14 protein-coding genes and 1 tRNA gene are annotated in these 17,466 nt (G+C 69.2%); 9 read left to right on the forward strand and 6 right to left on the reverse strand.

Features of this window, described 5'->3' with window-relative positions; all coding sequences use genetic code 11:
• Positions 1 to 48: 48 nt before the first annotated feature.
• Positions 49 to 1,857 carry a bifunctional metallophosphatase/5'-nucleotidase gene (locus ACWEOW_RS02640; RefSeq protein ID WP_452267579.1) on the reverse strand — a complete coding sequence of 603 codons (1,809 nt, stop codon included), beginning with the start codon at positions 1,855 to 1,857 and terminating at the stop codon, positions 49 to 51.
• A 190-nt stretch (positions 1,858 to 2,047) separates the two neighbouring features.
• Between ACWEOW_RS02640 and mshD the strand changes: the two genes are divergently transcribed.
• From mshD to pstB, 7 genes are all read left to right on the forward strand, one after another.
• Positions 2,048 to 2,980, forward strand: a complete 933-nt coding sequence (mshD, locus tag ACWEOW_RS02645) for a mycothiol synthase (RefSeq protein ID WP_452267580.1) — start codon at positions 2,048 to 2,050, stop codon at positions 2,978 to 2,980.
• Between the two features lie 45 nt (positions 2,981 to 3,025).
• Positions 3,026 to 5,332, forward strand: a complete 2,307-nt coding sequence (locus tag ACWEOW_RS02650) for an RNA degradosome polyphosphate kinase (RefSeq protein ID WP_452267581.1) — start codon at positions 3,026 to 3,028, stop codon at positions 5,330 to 5,332.
• 165 nt (positions 5,333 to 5,497) lie between these two features.
• Positions 5,498 to 6,448, forward strand: coding sequence for an NUDIX hydrolase (locus ACWEOW_RS02655; RefSeq protein WP_452267582.1), 951 nt, complete (start codon positions 5,498 to 5,500; stop codon positions 6,446 to 6,448).
• Positions 6,449 to 6,734: 286 nt separating this feature from the next.
• On the forward strand, positions 6,735 to 7,862 hold the full coding sequence (gene pstS / locus ACWEOW_RS02660) for a phosphate ABC transporter substrate-binding protein PstS (protein WP_452267583.1): 1,128 nt from the start codon (positions 6,735 to 6,737) through the stop codon (positions 7,860 to 7,862).
• 104 nt (positions 7,863 to 7,966) lie between these two features.
• Positions 7,967 to 8,971, forward strand: a complete 1,005-nt coding sequence (gene pstC, locus ACWEOW_RS02665) for a phosphate ABC transporter permease subunit PstC (RefSeq protein WP_452267584.1) — start codon at positions 7,967 to 7,969, stop codon at positions 8,969 to 8,971.
• Positions 8,968 to 9,930, forward strand: coding sequence for a phosphate ABC transporter permease PstA (gene pstA / locus ACWEOW_RS02670; protein WP_452267585.1), 963 nt, complete (start codon positions 8,968 to 8,970; stop codon positions 9,928 to 9,930). Before pstC ends, pstA begins: the two co-directional genes overlap by 4 nt.
• A gap of 19 nt (positions 9,931 to 9,949) precedes the next feature.
• Positions 9,950 to 10,726 (forward strand): phosphate ABC transporter ATP-binding protein PstB, encoded by a 777-nt coding sequence (gene pstB, locus ACWEOW_RS02675; protein ID WP_452267586.1) that lies wholly within the window; start codon positions 9,950 to 9,952, stop codon positions 10,724 to 10,726.
• A 271-nt stretch (positions 10,727 to 10,997) separates the two neighbouring features.
• On the opposite strand, the gene ACWEOW_RS02680 is transcribed toward pstB, so the two are convergent.
• From ACWEOW_RS02680 to ACWEOW_RS02700, 5 genes are all read right to left on the reverse strand, one after another.
• Entirely contained in the window at positions 10,998 to 12,002 is a 1,005-nt protein-coding gene (locus ACWEOW_RS02680; protein ID WP_452267587.1) for an anion permease, read from the reverse strand.
• 7 nt (positions 12,003 to 12,009) lie between these two features.
• The gene (locus ACWEOW_RS02685) at positions 12,010 to 12,630 is read right to left on the reverse strand and encodes a DUF47 domain-containing protein (protein ID WP_452267588.1); all 621 of its coding nucleotides are present in this window, start codon (positions 12,628 to 12,630) and stop codon (positions 12,010 to 12,012) included.
• A 241-nt stretch (positions 12,631 to 12,871) separates the two neighbouring features.
• Positions 12,872 to 13,078, reverse strand: coding sequence for a hypothetical protein (locus ACWEOW_RS02690; protein WP_452267589.1), 207 nt, complete (start codon positions 13,076 to 13,078; stop codon positions 12,872 to 12,874).
• A 311-nt stretch (positions 13,079 to 13,389) separates the two neighbouring features.
• Positions 13,390 to 14,001, reverse strand: coding sequence for a hypothetical protein (locus ACWEOW_RS02695; protein WP_452267590.1), 612 nt, complete (start codon positions 13,999 to 14,001; stop codon positions 13,390 to 13,392).
• A gap of 25 nt (positions 14,002 to 14,026) precedes the next feature.
• Positions 14,027 to 15,916: a CHAD domain-containing protein gene (locus ACWEOW_RS02700; protein ID WP_452267591.1), complete on the reverse strand. Its 1,890-nt coding sequence runs from the start codon at positions 15,914 to 15,916 to the stop codon at positions 14,027 to 14,029.
• Between the two features lie 251 nt (positions 15,917 to 16,167).
• Here ACWEOW_RS02700 and ACWEOW_RS02705 point away from each other — a divergent pair.
• Together ACWEOW_RS02705 and ACWEOW_RS02710 are read left to right on the forward strand one after the other, a co-directional pair.
• Positions 16,168 to 16,243, forward strand: a tRNA-Lys gene (locus tag ACWEOW_RS02705).
• Positions 16,244 to 16,541: 298 nt separating this feature from the next.
• The coding region (locus tag ACWEOW_RS02710; protein ID WP_452267592.1) for an IS481 family transposase at positions 16,542 to 17,466 on the forward strand (925 nt) is incomplete at its 3' end.

Consider the following 17,466-nt stretch of genomic DNA (forward strand, 5'->3'; position numbering starts at 1 on the left):
TCAGGTATGCCGCCGGGTGGTCCCAGCGGCATACCCAACGTCACGGCGTCACTGCTTGGTGATGCGGTTCAGCGCGCCAGGCGTGTAGTTGGCGTTCTCCGGCTTGGACAGGTAGTTCGCGAAGGCGTCGATGTCGAGGCCGCCGAAGTACTTGTCCGTGCCACCCTTGAAGGCCCCGAAGTTGTCGCCGCCATCCGACAGGAAGTTGTTGGTGACGATGCGGTAGACCGAGGCCTTGTTGATCGGCGTGCCGTTCAGCGCCACCGTGCCGTCCACGACAGTCGGGGTGGCACCCGCGGGGGCCTGCCAGGTGTAGGTGAGACCCTTGCTGATCGGGAGCACCTTGGCCGCGGTTCCGGAGTTGGCACCGGACCACTGCTGGTTGAGCACGTCGTAGATCTGCTGTCCGGTCAGGTCCATCGAGACGAGGTAGTTGTTGAACGGCTGGACGTTGAACGCCTCCTCGTAGGTCACCGCCCCGGGTGCCTCGCCGTACTTCGACGAGGAGTACGAGAGGTCGGTGCGGATGCCGCCCGGGTTCATGAACGCGATCACGGGCGTCTTGCCGTTGATGACCGTGCTCGGGTCGGCGAGCTGGGCGTCCGCGATCAGGTCGCCGAGCGCGCTCTCCCCGGCACTGTTCTGGCTGCGGGTGATGTCGCCGCTGATCGTGCCGATGATCCGGGCCGCGACGCCCTTGACCAGGTCCTTGTACGTGTTGAGGAGGTCCGTCTGGGTGGGGTCGGGCGCGACATTGCGCGACACGAGCATGTTCGTCGAGTCGGACATCGTCGGGCGGACGATGTCCTGGGTGCGCCGGTCATAGGTGACCTCGGTGTCGGTGTACAGACGGCCGAAGGACGACGCCGACGTCACGAGGCGCGGCGTCCCGGTCTTGTCGGGAAGGGAGCAGATGTAGGGCTGGTGCGTGTGACCCGAGATGATCATGTCGATGGCGGGGTCGAGGTCACGCGCGATCGGGATGATCGGCGAGTCGGCAGCCAGCTGGCCGCCGCCCTGGCAGGCGAGGTTGTAGAGCCCCGACGGCGGCGTACCACCCTGGTGGATCAGCACGACGATCGCGTTGACGCCCTGGGCCTCGAGGACGGGCACGAGCGCGTTGGCCGTCGCAACCTCGTCCTTGAACTCGAGACCGGCGACGCCCGAGGCGGTGACGATCGAGGGGGTGTCCTTCAGGGTCATGCCGATGAAGCCGATCTTGGCGCCGTTCCAGGTCTTGATCGCGTAGGACGGCAGGATCGTCTTGCCCGTGGCGGTCTCGACGACGTTCGCTGCGAGGTACTGGAACTTGGCGCCGGTGAACTGGTGGCCCTGCGGGCAGGAGTCCTGGTTGTTCATCCCGTCGCCGTCGTCGATGCACCCGCCGTTCTGCAGACGCTGGAGCTCCTTGTAGCCCTCGTCGAACTCGTGGTTGCCCACGGCGGTGATCTCCAGGCCGAGGTCGTTGAGCGACTCGACCGTGGGTTCGTCGTGGAAGGCAGCCGACAGCAGCGGAGAGGCGCCGACCATGTCGCCCGCGGCGACGGTGACCGTCTTGTCGTGGCCCTTGCGGGCCTCCTTCAGGTGGGTTGCGAGGTACTCGACGCCACCGAAGTCGCCGGTGGTCGTGCCACCGCCTGGTGCGGGGATGGTGAGCCGCGCACTCGACCCGGTCGGCGGCTCGAGGTTGCCGTGGAAGTCGTTGAACGACAGGATCTGGATGTTGAGCAGCGGGCCCTGCGGGTCGCCCTTGCCGGTGTTGTCCCCCGCCGGAGCAGCGAGGGCGGGTGCCGCGAGGGCCGCGATGCAGGCACCTGCGATCGCGACGCCGGCGAGGCGGCGGGTGGAACGGGACATATCTTCCCCTTGTCACTGTTTCGGGACCGTGCGTTCGTGACGCACGTGGTCCGCAGGCTAGTGGTCCGCGGCGACAAAAGGGGGCGTTCGCGTGGCCCCATCGTGAACGCCCGATGCCGGTGCGCCGAGCGGAACGGACGGCACCCATGCACCCGGCACGCCGGCATACCCCTTGTGGTGGAATCGCCTCATGTCGCAGCCCACGATCGAGCTCCGCGATGCGGCGACGCCGCTGTCGAGCACCGAGGCGGAGTCCGTGGTCGCGGTCGCCGAGGCGGCGTCGGAGGCAGACGGCTCGATGCCGCTGTCGGAGGCGTTCCGGCTGGCCCTTCGGGGCCCTGCCGCCGACGGGGTCGTGCACCTGCTCGCGTATGCCGCAGGCCACCGCCTCGTGGGATACGCACAGTGCCGTTCGGGTGGCGACGGCGAGCCGCCGTCGGCGGAGCTGGTCGTGGCCCCAGACTCCCGTCGACAGGGCATCGGCACCAGGCTCGCCGCGGACCTCCCCGAGGACGTGCGCATCTGGAGCCACGGCGCGGGTGCCACTGCCGACGCCGCCCTGGCGTTCGCCCGGTCGCTCGGCCTGGGCCCCGTGCGCCGACTGCACGTCATGGGCCGGCCCCTTCAGTCCGGTGAGCCGTGGCCGGAGGCCACCGTGCCAAAGGGGTATGCCGTCCGCACCTTCGAGCCCGGACGTGACGAGGATGCGTGGCTGGCGCTCAACGCCGCCGCGTTCGCACACCACCCCGAGCAGGGCGGCCTGCGCAGGCCCGACCTCGACCAGCGGATGGCCGAGCCCTGGTGGGATCCCGCCGGCCTCATCCTCATCGTCGACGCCCGTGACCCCGACCGGCTGGCCGCGTCGCACTGGACCAAGGTCGACCCGCCGGACGGCGACGTCGGCGAGGTCTATGTCGTCGCGGTATCCCCCGACCAGCAGGGTCACGGGCTCGGGCGGGTCGTGACGGTCCTTGGCCTTGACCACCTCCGCTCGCTGGGGCTCGAACGGGTCGTGCTCTATGTGGACGAGGAGAACATTGCAGCCGTGCGCACGTACCGCGGCCTCGGGTTCCAGGATCTCGAGGTCCACCAGCAGTTCGCTCGGACGACAGCCGCCGGCTGAGACGAGACCGTCCCATCTGGCCGATTCGGTGTCACGATTGGACACATGACCAACGGCAGCGTCGCGACCACGGACCTCGACGACAGCGTCACCCGAGAGGAGGCGCGGGCGACCACGGACGACTCGACGGCCGAAGCCTCCGAGGTGAGCTCCTTCACCAGCACCGTCCCGAGCCGACGCATCCCGGCCCGTGCAGCGAACGGGCGCTTCGTGGTCACCGCTCCCCCGGAGGCCCCGGCGGACGAGCTGCCTGCGGACCGGTACCTCGAGCGCGAGCTGTCCTGGCTCCAGTTCAACGAGCGGGTGCTCCAGCTGGCGATGGACCCGGCCGTCCCGCTGCTCGAGCGCACGCGGTTCCTGGCCATCTTCGCCAACAACCTCGACGAGTTCTTCATGGTCCGGGTCGCCGGCCTCAAGCGGCGCATCGCGACGGGCCTGGCCGTGCGGACCTCGGCCGGCATCGAGCCGCGCGAGCTCATCGAGCGCATCGCGCGCCTCGCCCACGAGCTCATGCAGCAGCACGCGTCGGTCTTCCAGTACGACGTGCGCCCCGAGCTCGAGGAGCAGGGCATCTCGATCGTCCGCTGGGACGAGCTCGATGAGGAGGAGCGCGACCCGCTGCACTACTTCTTCGCCGACCGCGTCTTCCCGGTGCTGACTCCGCTCGCGGTCGACCCGGCCCACCCGTTCCCCTACATCTCCGGGCTGTCGCTGAACCTCGCTGTGCTGCTGCAGAACCCGAAGACCGGGTCCGAGCACTTCGCGCGCGTCAAGGTGCCGCCGAGCCTGCCGCGCTTCATCCGCGTCGAGGAGGACATCGACGCCGACGTCGAGCGCAAGCGGTTCGTACCGCTCGAGGACGTCATCGCCAGCCACCTCGACCAGCTCTTCCCCGGGATGATCGTCATGGAGCACTTCTCGTTCCGGGTCACCCGCAACGAGGATCTCGAGGTCGAGGAGGACGACGCCGAGAACCTCCTGACGGCGCTCGAGAAGGAGCTCACCCGGCGCCGGTTCGGCCCGCCGATCCGGCTCGAGGTCGAAGAGGACATCGACCCGAAGGTCCTCGACATGCTCGGCCGCGAGCTGCAGATCAGCGACCGCGAGATCTACCGGCTGCCCACTCCCCTCGACCTGCGCGGCCTGTTCACCATCGCCGACGTCGACCGCTCCGACCTCGAGTTCCCGAAGTTCTTCCCCCGCACCCATCCCGACTTCGCGCCGACCGAGAGCGCCAAGGCGATCGACCTGCTCGCCGCCGTGCGCCAGAAGGACGTGCTCGTCCAGCACCCGTACCACTCGTTCTCGACCTCGGTGCAGGCGTTCATCGAGCAGGCCGCGAGCGACCCGCAGGTGCTCGCGATCAAGCAGACCCTCTATCGCACCTCGGGCGACTCGCCCATCGTCGACGCGCTCATCGACGCAGCCGAGGCAGGCAAGCAGGTGCTCGCCGTGGTCGAGATCAAGGCCCGGTTCGACGAGGTCAACAACATCTCCTGGGCCCGCAAGCTGGAGGAGGCGGGGGTCCACGTCGTCTACGGCGTCGTCGGCCTCAAGACCCACGCCAAGCTGTGCCTCGTGGTGCGGCAGGAGTCCGACGGTCTCGTCCGCTACTGCCACATCGGCACGGGCAACTACAACCCCAAGACCGCCCGCATCTACGAGGACTTCGGGCTCTTCACGACCGACCCGCAGGTCGGCGAGGACCTCTCCAGGCTCTTCAACCTGCTGTCGGGCTTCGCCCCGCGCAGCCGGTTCAAGCGCCTGCTCGTCGCCCCGCGATCGGTGCGCTCCGGCCTGATCGACCTCATCGACGAGGAGATCGCGATCCATCGCGACCGGCCCAAGGACGCCCCGGTCGGACGGATCGTGCTCAAGGCCAACTCCATCGTCGACGAGGCGACCATCGACGCGCTCTACCGGGCCAGCATCGCCGGCGTGAAGGTCGACATCTGGGTGCGGGGCATCTGCGCGCTCCGGCCCGGGGTCGAGGGCCTCTCGGACAACATCCGGGTGCGCTCGGTGCTCGGGCGGTTCCTCGAGCACTCGCGGGTCTTCTGGTTCGACCACGGTGGTGACCCGCAGGTCTACATCGGCAGCGCCGACATGATGCACCGCAACCTCGACCGGCGCGTCGAGGCCCTGGTGTCGATCACCGACCCGGGTCACCTCGTGGAGCTCGCGGACCTCATCGACCTCGCCTTCGCCGAGACCACCTCGCGGTGGGACCTCGGGTCGGACGGCCGCTGGGTACGCCACCACATGTCCGACACGGGCGAGCCGCTCGACGACCTCCAGGCCACGCTCATCGAGCGCCACGACAAGCGGCGCCGGCGCGCACGCCGCCGCTGACGGCATACGGGCGTCAGGCGACGACTCCGGCGACGACTCCGGCGACCGGCCCGCGGGCGTCCCCGCAGGCCGACGTGACCGGCATACGGACCGTCGCAGGCACGAACGGAAGTCCAGGCGACGGGATCGCGTGTCCTCGGGCGCGGCATCGGGCACACTGTCGCGGTGGCCTCTGTGATCCCTGCCGCCGGCACCCTGCCGTGGCGCCGTCGCGACGGGCAGCTCGAGGTCGCTCTGGTGCACCGGCCGAAGTACGACGACTGGTCGTGGGCCAAGGGCAAGCTCGACTCCGGTGAGCAGCCGTGCGTGGCCGCCGCCCGCGAGACTCTCGAGGAGACCGGGCTCGTGGTCCGGCTCGGCGTGCCGCTGCCGTCGTCGGAGTACCCGGTGCTCGACTCCACGGGCGGGCCTGCCACCAAGCAGGTCCACTACTGGGCCGCCAAGGTGATCGGCGGCAACGGCAGTCTCGAGCACGAGATCGACGAGGTGCGCTGGGTCGACGTGCCGGCCGCGAACTCCCTGCTCGACTACGCGCGCGACCGCGAGCAGCTGCTTGCGCTGGTGCGCGCGGACCGCGCCGACGAGCTCAAGACGTGGCCGCTGGCCCTGGTGCGCCACACCAAGGCGGTGCCCCGAGCCAAGTGGTCGGGCGACGACCGCGTCCGTCCGCTCGACGCGGTCGGGCGCACCCAGGCCAAGACCGTCGCATCGGTGCTCGAGGCGTACGGCATCACCCGCGTCGTCACGTCGTCGTCCACGCGGTGCCGCGCCACCGTCGAGCCGTATGCCGACCTGGCGGGCTTGCGCCTGCACGTGCGGGAGTCGCTGTCGGAGGAGGGCTTCGAGGAGCGCCCCGACGGCGCACTCCGCCAGCTGGAGAAGGTGCTCGACCGGGCCGAGCCGGCGGTGGTCTGCAGCCATGGGCCGGTGATCCCCAGCCTGCTCGAGGTCCTGCGCGAGCGCACCGTCTACTCGGTCGACCGCGGCGACACCGTCGGCGTACGGCTCGACGAGGCGGCCAAGCAGGCGATGGGCAAGGGCGAGGTGCTCGTGTGCCACATGGTCGGCCGGGGCACTGATGCGCTCGTGGTCGACATCGAGCGAATCGACACCTGACCCCGCCGGCCCGTCCCGTCGGACATACCAAGCTCTGGCGCGCTCGGCTGCGCCCGCACGTGCGCGCCGCGCATTGCGACTTGCTATGTCCGATTGGCCACACATCGACAGGGACGACTCGGCCACGGCACGAAGTCGTCACCCCGCGTTCACCTTGCGTTAACCGCACGTGGACCAAAGGTCATTCGGGCGCTCCTATGTTCGCGGGTGGATGAACGGTCCATCAACGTCGCTCGGCCGCGTCCGTTCGACATCAAGACAAACCCCATCGAGAGGGAACAAGCTCGTGTCTGTTTCGCGTATCAGCGCTCTCGGCGCCATCGCCCTGTCCGGCGCTCTTGCGCTTTCGGCCTGCGCGTCCGAGAACAATGACTCTTCGTCCTCCGGCGGCAGCACTGCCGCGGGTGGGGAGACCGGCGCCTCCGCCGACTGCTTCAGCGGGGACCTCAAGGCGGAGGGCTCATCGGCCCAGAAGAACGCCATCGACGAGGCGATCACGGCCTTCCAGAACAAGTGCGCCGACGCCAACGTCGACTACCAGCCGACCGGCTCGGGAGCCGGCATCAAGCAGTTCATCGCCAAGCAGGTCGACTTCGCCGGCTCTGACTCGGCCCTCAAGACCGTGCCGGTCGACGGCAAGGTCGAGGCCACCGACGCGGCCACCGCCTGTGGCTCGCCCGCGTGGAACCTGCCCATGGTCACGGGCCCGATCGCCATCGCCTACAACGTCAAGGGCGTCGACAAGCTCGTCCTCAACGCCGAGGTTGCCGCCAAGATCTTCGACGGCAAGATCAAGACGTGGAACGACCCGGCCATCGCCGCGCTCAACAAGGGCGCCACGCTTCCGGCCACCCCGATCAAGGTCTACTTCCGCTCTGACGAGTCGGGCACGACCGAGAACTTCACCAAGTACCTCAAGGCTGCGGCCCCCGACGCCTGGTCCTACGAGACCAGCAAGAAGTGGCCGGCCACCGGCGAGGGCAAGGAGAAGTCGGCCGGTGTCGCCACCGCCACCAAGGGCCAGGACGGCGCCATCACGTACGTCGAGCTCTCCTACGCCCAGCAGAACCAGCTGCCGATGGCCCAGATCGACACGGGCAGCGGCCCGGTCGAGCTGACCTCCGAGTCGGCCGGCAAGACGATCGCCACGGCCACCCAGACGGGCAGCGGCAACGACCTCGCGCTGAAGATCGACTACGCGACCAAGGAGGCCGGGGCCTACCCGATCGTCCTGGTCACCTACGAGATCGTCTGCTCGAAGTACGCCGACGCCGAGACGGGCAAGAAGGTCAAGGCCTTCCTCAAGACGTTCGCCTCGGACGAGGTCCAGAAGAGCATCGAGTCCAAGGGCTACGCTCCGCTGCCCACCGAGGTCGCGACCAAGGTCCAGACCGCGGTTGACGCGATCTCCTGAGAACCCGACGCTGGGGGCGGGCGCCTGATTCAGGCGTCCGCCCCTCGCGACACTCCGAGTGACCGCCCGGGCCGCTAACGACGGGCGAAGGAAGTAGGAACCACGTGTCTTCTATGACCGGTGTCTCCGCAACCGACGAGCTTCCAGGCCCTGAAGGTCGTCCCTCCTGGCGAGGCGACCGCGCCTCCACGGGCCGTACGGGTGACCGGCTCTTCGGCGGGGTGGCGACGCTCTCGGGCGTCTTCGTCATCGTCGTCGTCACCCTCATCGCGATCTTCCTCATCGTCCAGGCGATCCCGGCGCTCGCGAACAACAACGTCAACTTCTTCACCTCACGGGTGTGGAACCCAGGCGGCGAGAAGCCCGCCTTCGGCATCCTCGAGTTCCTCTGGACCACGGTCGCGGCCTCGACGCTCGCCATGGTCATCTCGGTGCCGATCGGCGTGGGCGTGGCCCTGTTCCTGACGCAGTACGCGCCGATGTGGATGCGCCGCCCGGCGGCCGCCCTCGTCGACCTGCTGGCCGCCGTCCCGTCCATCGTCTTCGGCCTCTGGGGCCTGATCACGCTGGCCCCGGTCTACAAGCCGGTGCAGTCGTGGATGGAGGGCCATCTCGGCTGGTTCCCGCTCTTCTCCCCCACTGGCATCTCGGGCAACATCCTGTTCATCGGCGTCGTGCTGTCGATCATGGTGCTGCCGATCGTCACAGCCCTCTCGCGGGAGGTCTTCGACCAGACGCCGCTCGCGCATAAGGAAGGCGCCCTCGCGCTGGGGGCGACCCAGTGGGAGATGATCCGCACCGCGGTGCTGCCCTTCGGGCGCCCCGGCGTCATCTCCGCGTCCATGCTCGCGCTCGGCCGGGCCCTCGGCGAGACCATCGCCGTGACCTTCCTCGTCTCGTCCCTTCCCGACGGCGCCCAGTGGACGTGGTCGCTCTTCAACGGCGGCGAGACCTTCGCGTCGAAGATCGCGAACAACGCGTCCGAGTTCAGCAACCCGACCAAGACGGGTGCCTACATCGCGGCTGGCCTGGTGCTCTTCGTGCTGACCTTCGTGGTCAACAGCATCGCCCGGATCGTCATCGAGCGCAGGAAGGCATTCACCGAATGAGCACTGTGACGAAGGACCGCGTCTCGGCAGACGCCGAGCTGGGCGACGACGCCGTTCCCCCCGGCGGACCCCAGGGCCGCGAGGCTCTGGAGGAGATGGGCAGCCCCCATCGCGGACGCGCGACCAAGGACGTCATCGCACGGGTCGTGGTCTGGCTCTGCTTCTTCCTCGCGATCGTGCCGCTGGTCTGGATCCTGTGGACGGTCATCAAGAACGGCATCCACCTGGTCGTCACCTCGACGTGGTGGACCAACAACCAGCGCAACATCAACTCCGAGGACTTCGGCGGCGGCGCACGTCACGCCATCGAAGGCACCCTGATGATGGTCGGCATGACGGCGCTCATCGCCGTGCCAATCGGCATCATGACGGCCGTCTACCTCGTGGAGTACGGCCGCGGGAAGCTCGCCCGGGCGATCAGCTTCATGGTCGACATCCTGTCCGGTGTCCCCTCGATCGTGGCCGCGCTGTTCATCTATGCCGTGTGGGTCACGACGTTCGGCATCAACCGGTCCGGCTTCGCCGCCGCGCTCGCGCTCGTGCTGCTCATGATCCCGGTCGTGGTGCGGTCCACCGAGGAGATGCTCAAGCTCGTCCCGAACGAGCTGCGGGAGGCCTCCTACGCACTCGGCGTCCCGAAATGGGTCACGGTCGTCAAGGTCGTGCTGCGGACGGCATTCTCCGGCATCATCACCGGCGTGCTGCTCGGCGTCGCGCGAGTCATGGGCGAGACCGCGCCGTTGCTGATCCTGGCGCCGTACACCAAGAACTTCCAGCGGAACCTCTTCGACGGCAACTTCCCCACCCTGCCGATGATGATCAACCAGGACCGCGGCGACATCGCGCTCGCGGCGGCCGCGCAGCGCATGTGGGCCACGGCGCTGACCCTGATCCTGCTCGTCCTGCTCCTCAACATCATCGGCCGGGTCATCGCGTACTTCGGCTCGGTCAAGAAGTAAGAGAAAGCGAACCATTCCGATGGCAAAGCGAATCGACGTCAGCGACCTCAACGTCTACTACGGCACGTTCAAGGCCGTGGAGGGCGTATCGATGACGGTCGAGCCCCGGTCCGTCACGGCCTTCATCGGCCCCTCCGGCTGCGGGAAGTCCACCTTCCTTCGCACCCTGAACCGGATGCACGAGGTCATCCCCGGCGGCCGCGTCGAGGGCAAGGTCATGCTCGACGACCAGGACCTCTACGCCGCGACGATGGACCCGGTCACGGTCCGCCGCACGGTCGGCATGGTCTTCCAGCGCCCCAACCCGTTCCCGACGATGTCCATCTACGACAACGTCGCGGCCGGGCTGCGCCTCAACGGTGTGAAGAACCGGAAGACGCTCGATGGCATCGTCGAGGCGTCCCTCAAGGGCGCCAACCTGTGGAACGAGGTCAAGGACCGCCTGAGCAAGCCCGGCGCGGGCCTCTCTGGTGGACAGCAGCAGCGCCTCTGCATTGCGCGCGCCATTGCAGTGCAACCGCAAGTGCTGCTCATGGACGAGCCCTGCTCGGCGCTCGACCCGATCTCGACGCTCGCGATCGAGGACCTCATCAACGAGCTGAAGTCCGAGTACACGATCGTCATCGTCACGCACAACATGCAGCAGGCGGCCCGCGTCTCGGACCGTACGGCGTTCTTCAACCTCAAGGCGACCGGCGAGCCGGGCCGCCTCATCGAGATCGACGACACGACGCGGATCTTCAACAACCCGACCGAGCAGGCCACCGAGGACTACATCTCCGGCCGCTTCGGCTGACCGGCATACGGCACGCCCCCCGTCGAGTGGGCGCCCCGTCCCACGCCCATGCCAGTCGAGTGGGCGCCCCGTCCCACGCCCCATGCCAGTCGAGTGGGCGCCCCGTCCCACGCCCCATGCCAGTCGAGTGGGCGCCCCGTCCCACGCCCACTCGACTTTGGGGGGCCGGTCGCGTATGCCGCGGCCCTGGGACGGGTGGGACGGCGCGCCCACTCGACTGTGAGGATGGGGTGCGCCGCGGCGGCTTATGCGGTGGGCTGGATGGGCTGGGTCAGCGGAAGATGCTGGTCACGTACCAGGTGAGAGCGGCCACGAGGCCGGCGCCCGGGAACGTGAGGAACCACGCGCCGACGATGTTGCCCGCGACGTTCCAGCGGACCGCCCGCACGCTCTTGGTAGCGCCGACGCCCATGATCGCCGAGGTGATCGTGTGCGTCGTCGAGATCGGCGCACCGAACCCGAGACCGGCGACGTAGAGGATCGAGGCGGCCGTGGTCTCGGCCGCGAAGCCCTGCGGGGGCCCGAGGTCGATGATCCGGCGACCCAGCGTGCGCATGATGCGCCACCCACCGGCATACGTGCCGAGGGAGATGACGATGGCCGACATCACGAGGACCCACGGCGGGATCGAGTCGCCCTCGTGGTAGCCGGAGATGTTGAGCACGAGCACGACCACACCCGCCGTCTTGGCGGCGTCCTGCAGACCGTGGCCGAAGGCCATGGCCGCTGCGGACGCCGTCTGCGCGGTGCGGAAGCCGCGCTGCACGCGGCCCGGATGAGCGCGCCGGAAGACCCAGAGGATCGTCGCCATGACGAGGTAACCCAGGAGCAGCCCGATGACGGGCGAGGCGACCATCGGAATGATGACCTTGTCCCAGAGCACGTTCCACTGGACGCCGACGCCGGCGACGATGGCCGCCCCGGCGAGGCCGCCGATGAGGGCGTGAGAGGACGAGGAGGGCAGGCCGAAGTACCACGTGAGCAGGTTCCAGGTCATCGCCCCGACGAGGGCCGCCGTCACCAGCCAGAGGCCGTTGACGCCCTCGGGCTGCTCGATGATGCCGCTGCCGATGGTCTTGGCCACCTTGCCGCCGAAGAACGCGCCGGCGAGGTTGGCGATGGCAGCCATGATGAGGGCCACCTTGGGCGTGAGCGCCCGGGTGGAGATCGAGGTCGCGATCGCGTTGGCCGCGTCGTGGAAGCCGTTGGTGTAGTTGAACGCCATGGCCAGTGCGATGACAGCACCGACCGCAAGGACCGGGATGGTCGTGTCCATCGGAGGGTCAGGACTCCTTGACCGCGATGCCCTCGACCACGTGCGCGACCTTCTCGAACGCGTCAGCAGCGTCCTCGAAGCCGTCGATGATCGACTTCACCTTGATCACGTGGACGGCGTCGTGCGAGTTGTTGAAGAGGTTGGCCACCATCGTGCGGTGGAGGGAGTCGGCCTGGTTCTCGAGGCGGTTGATCTCGATCCAGTAGCTCTTGAGGTCGCTGAGGGAGCGCAGCCGAGGCATGGCCTCGGCCGTCACCTCGGCCATCCGGGCCAGGATCTCGAACTGGTCGGCGAGGCCATCGGGGATCTCACCGAGGCGGTACAGGACGATGAGGTCGCCGGTCTCCTCGATGAGGTCCATGCAGTCGTCGAGCGACGCGGCGAGGCCGTGGATGTCCTCACGGTCGAAGGGCGTGATGAACGAGCTGTTGACCTTGTTGATGAGCTCGTGGGTGGCGTCGTCAGCCGCGTGCTCCAGCTCCTTGAGGCGGTCAGCCACCGCCTGGCGCTGCATGGGATCGACCTCGAGGAACCGCGTCAGCTCGCGAGTCGCCTCGACGAGGAGTTGGGCGGAGGAAGTGAAGAGGTTGAAAAAGCTGGTGTCCTGGGGTGTGAGGCGAAAACCCACGGGCGTTGCTCCGGTCGATCGGCGTCTGGTCCGTGGAAGATGCTACGGGCAAGCCGTCGATCGAACGCAACCGAGCCGTGGCCGGCTGTTCACGATGACGTCAAAGCCAATGCCCCAAAAAGGTAATATCGGACATTCCGAGCACTGGCCGGTCGCCTGTCTAGGGCCACCTGCCTGCGCTCGCGGGCCGGTGACCAGGACGGGCCCGTCGAGCGTGGCTCGAGGGGCTCCTAGGGTCTGGCTAGTCGGATCCGGCGCGCCGCGTCGCAGCCGACGGGTCGACCTTGGCGGTCGAACCTGCGCCGATGCCAAGGAGCGCGTCCACCTCGGCCGGGGTGAAATGGCGCGGGCTGGACGAAGCCGCCACGACGAGGTCGCTCACGAGCTCGATCTCGTCGCGCAGCGCGACGTCGAGCAGGTCGCCGGACCGCTCTTCCTCGGGGGCCATGCGCCCCAGGGTACGGCGCCGTGCTGGGTGCCGTGTGTAGAAGCCCGGAACGAGATGGCCGTTTACCGGATCGTGCCCTGACCGGCTACCAGAGCCCGCAGGGGCGGCGCACAGACCAGGGGCTGTGAGCGAGAGGTTGCGTCGGGCCGGGAGCGCCTCTCGGCACAGGGCCGCTCGTAGCGGCGGAAATTGGGACCCGGGGCTACCGCGACCCGACGCGCGTTCAAGGATAAAGGTGCCCGCGCGGATCACCAAAGTCGCTGAAACGCAAGCCCTTCGGCACATTCTGTGGGTAGGCCGTCAGGACTGACTCAGTCGAGGGCGTCACCGCGCCACAGGCGGGCGCACACGGTCAGGTCATCGGCCATCGCGAGCACGTTGGCGGCCTGCTCGGCAGTCTCGTCGCCGGACGAGATGTCCGCACGGCCTGCAGACACGACACGGCAGAACGCCGCGGCCCGCTCGAGCGCGATCGCGAGGTCACCTTCGAACACCCCGCGCAGGATCTCGTCGATGAGCCGGCTCATCTCCTGCGGCCCAGGGGGCTCGGCGGCACCGGCGATGACGTGGCTGGGGCCGGTGAAGCGGATGCCCGCGGCATACTCGCGACTGGCCTCCTCCGGGGCCCGGCGCACCCACTCGCGCAGCACGTAGAGGCGCCAGAGCGCGCCCGGCAGCGAGCGCGCGGGGCGCTGGGACCACAGCTCGGCGAGGGTCGACAGCCCGATCTCGTCAACGAGGGCGACGAGGCGCTGGGTGAGCTCGGGGTCGGCGGCGGCGCGGCCGGCGTGCACAAGAGCGAGCGCCGTCTCGTGGGCGATGTGGATCTCCTCGGTGGGGTCGTACGCGCCCCCGTGCGCCTCGAGGGCGGACGGGCTGAAGAAGGCCGGCCGCCTCGGGGTCGGGTGGTCGTGCTCGCTCATCCCAGCAGGCTAACGGCTGGCGCCGTCATCCCTTGAGAATGCGCCGCAGGCGCCTGCGTGGCAGACGCCGCCACGCCTTCTCGAACTCGGCCTCGGCGCGGTCCGCCCGCTGCTGCTCGAGCGCGTGGAGGCGGCCGTAGGTGAAGCCGTTCTCGTCGCTGAGGTGGGCCTGCACCCCGAGCTCGCGCAGGGCGGCGCGGGCGACCACCGCGTCCTGGTGCTCGCCGAGCGTCGACTGCACCTGCTTCGCGCGGCGCGCGAGCCGCTTGGCGGGCTTGCCGTAGGCGGGGATCGCGCTCTCGGCGGCATACCGGTAGCGCTTGGCCTTCTTGCGGGCCTCGTGCAGGGCGACGTCGTGGGCCTGCGGGTCGGTGGCTTCCTCGTCGGTGGCCTCGTCGATCTCCGATACGGCCCGCTCGAGCCGTTTGGCGTCGCGGCGGAGCAGCTTCGGCACCACCCGGCCGGCGCGCTCCTCGGCCATGAGCGTCCACGCGGACCACGTGATGAGGTCGTCGAGCGAGTCGAGCAGCCGGTAGTAGCGCTCGCTCCGCAGCGCCTCCAGCGCCTCCTCCACGCCCATCTGGTGCTGAGCGCCGAGGGTGTCGTCGATCCGGGTGGCTACGGGCCCGAGCACGAGCTCGGGCGGCTCGGCCGACAGGACCTCGTCGAGGTGGTCACGCAGGACGTCTGCATCCCGGGCGCGGCCCAGCGACTGGCCGAGCCACTTGAGGTCGTTGCGCAGCGGCTCGACCGAGCCGGGCGCCAGGAGCTTGCGGTAGGTCACCAGTGCCGACCGGATCCGCCGGGCGGCGATCCGCATCTTGTGCACCGACCCGGGCTCCCCCGCCCGAACACCACGGTCGTGCTCCTGCAGCTCCCCCACATGCTCGGCCAGGTGAGCCAGGAGCAGGTCCCTCGCCGAGCCCTTGCGGGCCGCCTTGCGGCTCGTCGGCGGGGTGGGCCGCCCCGCTCCGATGCGACCCACGCGGTATGCCGTCTCGCCGAGTGCGCGGGCCACCTTCGACCCGACCGTGGCTCGGGAGCAGCCGGCGGCGGTGAGTACCGCGTCGATGCGTTCGATGAGGTCCTCGCTGCCGTCGACGAGCTCGACCTCGACCTCGCGCCACTCCATCGTTGCGGCGCTCTGAACGGTTGCGGTGAGTGGTTCGGTGACGGACTCGGTGAGTGGCTCGGAGAGGGGTTCGCCGAGGGGCTCGACGAACGGCTCGGCGGTGGGCTCGACGAACGGCTCGGCGGTGTGCTCGGCGAACGGCTCGGCGAGCGGCTCGGCGGTGGGCGCGAACGGCGTCTCGTCGAGCGGCTCGGACACGGTCGGCGTGGCGAGGTCGGTGGGCGGTTCGACGGGCGTCGCGGCCGCCGACACGGTCGCCGGCTCCGTTGCCGGCACGGTCCGCGCCTCTGTGACCGTCCCGAGGAGCGCGGGCTCGCGCTGGGCGATGAGGCGCTCTGCCGTGACGCGGTCGTCGGACAGCTGCGCCATCTCTCGCCCGTCGGCGTCGAGCAGGGTCCGTTCGAGCCGGTGCGTGGACACTCGCGCGACCGCCTGGAGCGGGCGGTCACGCACGATGGCCCGCACGGGGTCGACGAGCTCGTCAGGTGGGAGGGTGTCGGGCGCGGCGTGCCGGCCAAGCGGCATACGGACCTCGATGCGAGCCTCGGCCGACTCGGGGAGCTTGAGGTGCCAGCCCGCGTCATCCCCGCCCGTGCGGCGGCGCAGCGTGACCTTGTGGTGGAGGAGGTCGAGTGTGGCAGTGTCGAAGTAGGTCGCCTCGAGGTCGTGCACGACCTGCTGGCTCGCCGACGCGACCCCGTCGACTCCGACGAGATCGGGCAGGACTGTGCCCGAGTCGACGTCGTACTTGCGCTCGACCTCACGATGTTGAGACGTGCCCATGGCCAATCATCTACCCACTGAGGAGTGGGCGGCCAACGACGCGGCGGATCTGCCGCTGTGCCGATGGCCACACCGGTGGCGTTGGGGCATTCGCGGTGTTCGGTCGGCCGCTCTGGGGTGGGTCGGCCTGCGATGGAGGCCGCGCCGGAGTCCCGGCCATCGGTGTGAGGCATACTGACGTCGGATCCAGAACAGGTCGACGGGCGACCGCCCGGCAGGGCGAGGCCCGCGACGGAGTTCCAGGTTCGCCAGGGCCTCTAGCTCAGTCGGTAGAGCATCGGACTTTTAATCCGCCGGTCGTCGGTTCGAGCCCGACGGGGCCCACCAGACGTTTGCGCAGGTCAGGCGGGCTGTGCGCCGGTCGATGCGTCGTCATCCTCGGCGCGTGGGGCCTCTGTGTCCCGCAGATGTAACGCAGCCGCCCGTGTGCAGTTCCGGTTCATGCTTGACCATCGGGTTCCGGTTCCTGCCTTCCAGGTTCAGGACGCGGGTTCGGTTCCTGCGCGACAGTCGTTCCGGTAGGTGGCTGACAGTCCTGCCGACGGTTCAGCCCTGGTGAGTGGTTGCCGTGCTGTCGCGGTGCGTTCTTTTCTGACCCCGACGGGGGTCGCGGAAGGAGCGCGGGATGTTGCGGGAGCTGGGTGTGAGCGAGCTGCGGTACCGGGCGGTGCTGGAGGTGTTGGACGGGGCGACGGTCACCGAGGTCGCTCGCCGGTTCGGGGTGGCCCGTCAGACGGTGCACGTGTGGTTGCGTCGGTATGCGCTGGACGGCGCGGTGCTGAATCTGGAGGACCGGTCCTCGCGGCCGCACACGTGCCCGCATCAGATGCCGGCGGTGGTGGAGGCGCGGGTGCTGGCGATCCGTGACGCGAACCCGAGGTGGGGTCCGGACCGGATCCGGTACCAGCTGCAGCGCGAGGGCATCGTGCCGGTGCCGGGCCGCTCGGGGGTGTACCGGGCGCTGGTGCGCAACGGCCGGATCGGCCCGGCTCGTCGGCGTCGTCGGCGCAGTGACTACCGGCGGTGGGAACGGACCCGGCCGATGGAGCTGTGGCAGATGGACGTGGTCGGTGGGGTGCACCTGGCCGGCTCGGCCGGCGGGGCCGAGGTGAAGGTGGTGACCGGGATCGATGACAACTCCCGGTTCGTGGTGTGCGCGCACGTGGTGGCGCGGGCCACGGCCCGGCCGGTGTGTGAGGCGCTGCTGGCGGCCTTGGAGCGGCACGGGATCCCCGAGCAGATCCTCACTGACAATGGCAAGGTCTTCACGGGTCGGTTCGGCCCGCACGGCTCGAGCGCGGAGGTCCTGTTCGACCGGGTCTGTGCCGAGAACGGGATCCGGCATCTGCTGACCGCGCCGCGGTCGCCGACCACGACGGGCAAGGTGGAGCGGCTGCACAAGACGATGCGGGCGGAGTTCCTCAATGGCGCCGACCGGGCGCACCCCAGCATCGAGGCGTTGCAGGCGGCGCTGGACGCGTGGGTGGTGCAGTACAACACGCTGCGCCCGCACCAGGCGTTGGGGATGCGCCCACCGGTGGACCGGTTCG

Source organism: Monashia sp. NPDC004114 (assembly GCF_053603855.1).

Bases quoted from the DNA above. Each gene is read 5' to 3' on its own strand.
- mshD (WP_452267580.1), top strand. From the start codon at position 2,048: ATGTCGCAGCCCACGATCGAGCTCCGCGATGCGGCGACGCCGCTGTCG.
- ACWEOW_RS02640 (WP_452267579.1), bottom strand. From the start codon at position 1,857: ATGTCCCGTTCCACCCGCCGCCTCGCCGGCGTCGCGATCGCAGGTGCC.
- ACWEOW_RS02680 (WP_452267587.1), bottom strand. From the start codon at position 12,002: ATGGACACGACCATCCCGGTCCTTGCGGTCGGTGCTGTCATCGCACTG.
- pstB (WP_452267586.1), top strand. From the start codon at position 9,950: ATGGCAAAGCGAATCGACGTCAGCGACCTCAACGTCTACTACGGCACG.
- ACWEOW_RS02690 (WP_452267589.1), bottom strand. From the start codon at position 13,078: ATGGCCCCCGAGGAAGAGCGGTCCGGCGACCTGCTCGACGTCGCGCTG.
- ACWEOW_RS02695 (WP_452267590.1), bottom strand. From the start codon at position 14,001: ATGAGCGAGCACGACCACCCGACCCCGAGGCGGCCGGCCTTCTTCAGC.
- ACWEOW_RS02700 (WP_452267591.1), bottom strand. From the start codon at position 15,916: ATGGGCACGTCTCAACATCGTGAGGTCGAGCGCAAGTACGACGTCGAC.
- pstA (WP_452267585.1), top strand. From the start codon at position 8,968: ATGAGCACTGTGACGAAGGACCGCGTCTCGGCAGACGCCGAGCTGGGC.
- ACWEOW_RS02650 (WP_452267581.1), top strand. From the start codon at position 3,026: ATGACCAACGGCAGCGTCGCGACCACGGACCTCGACGACAGCGTCACC.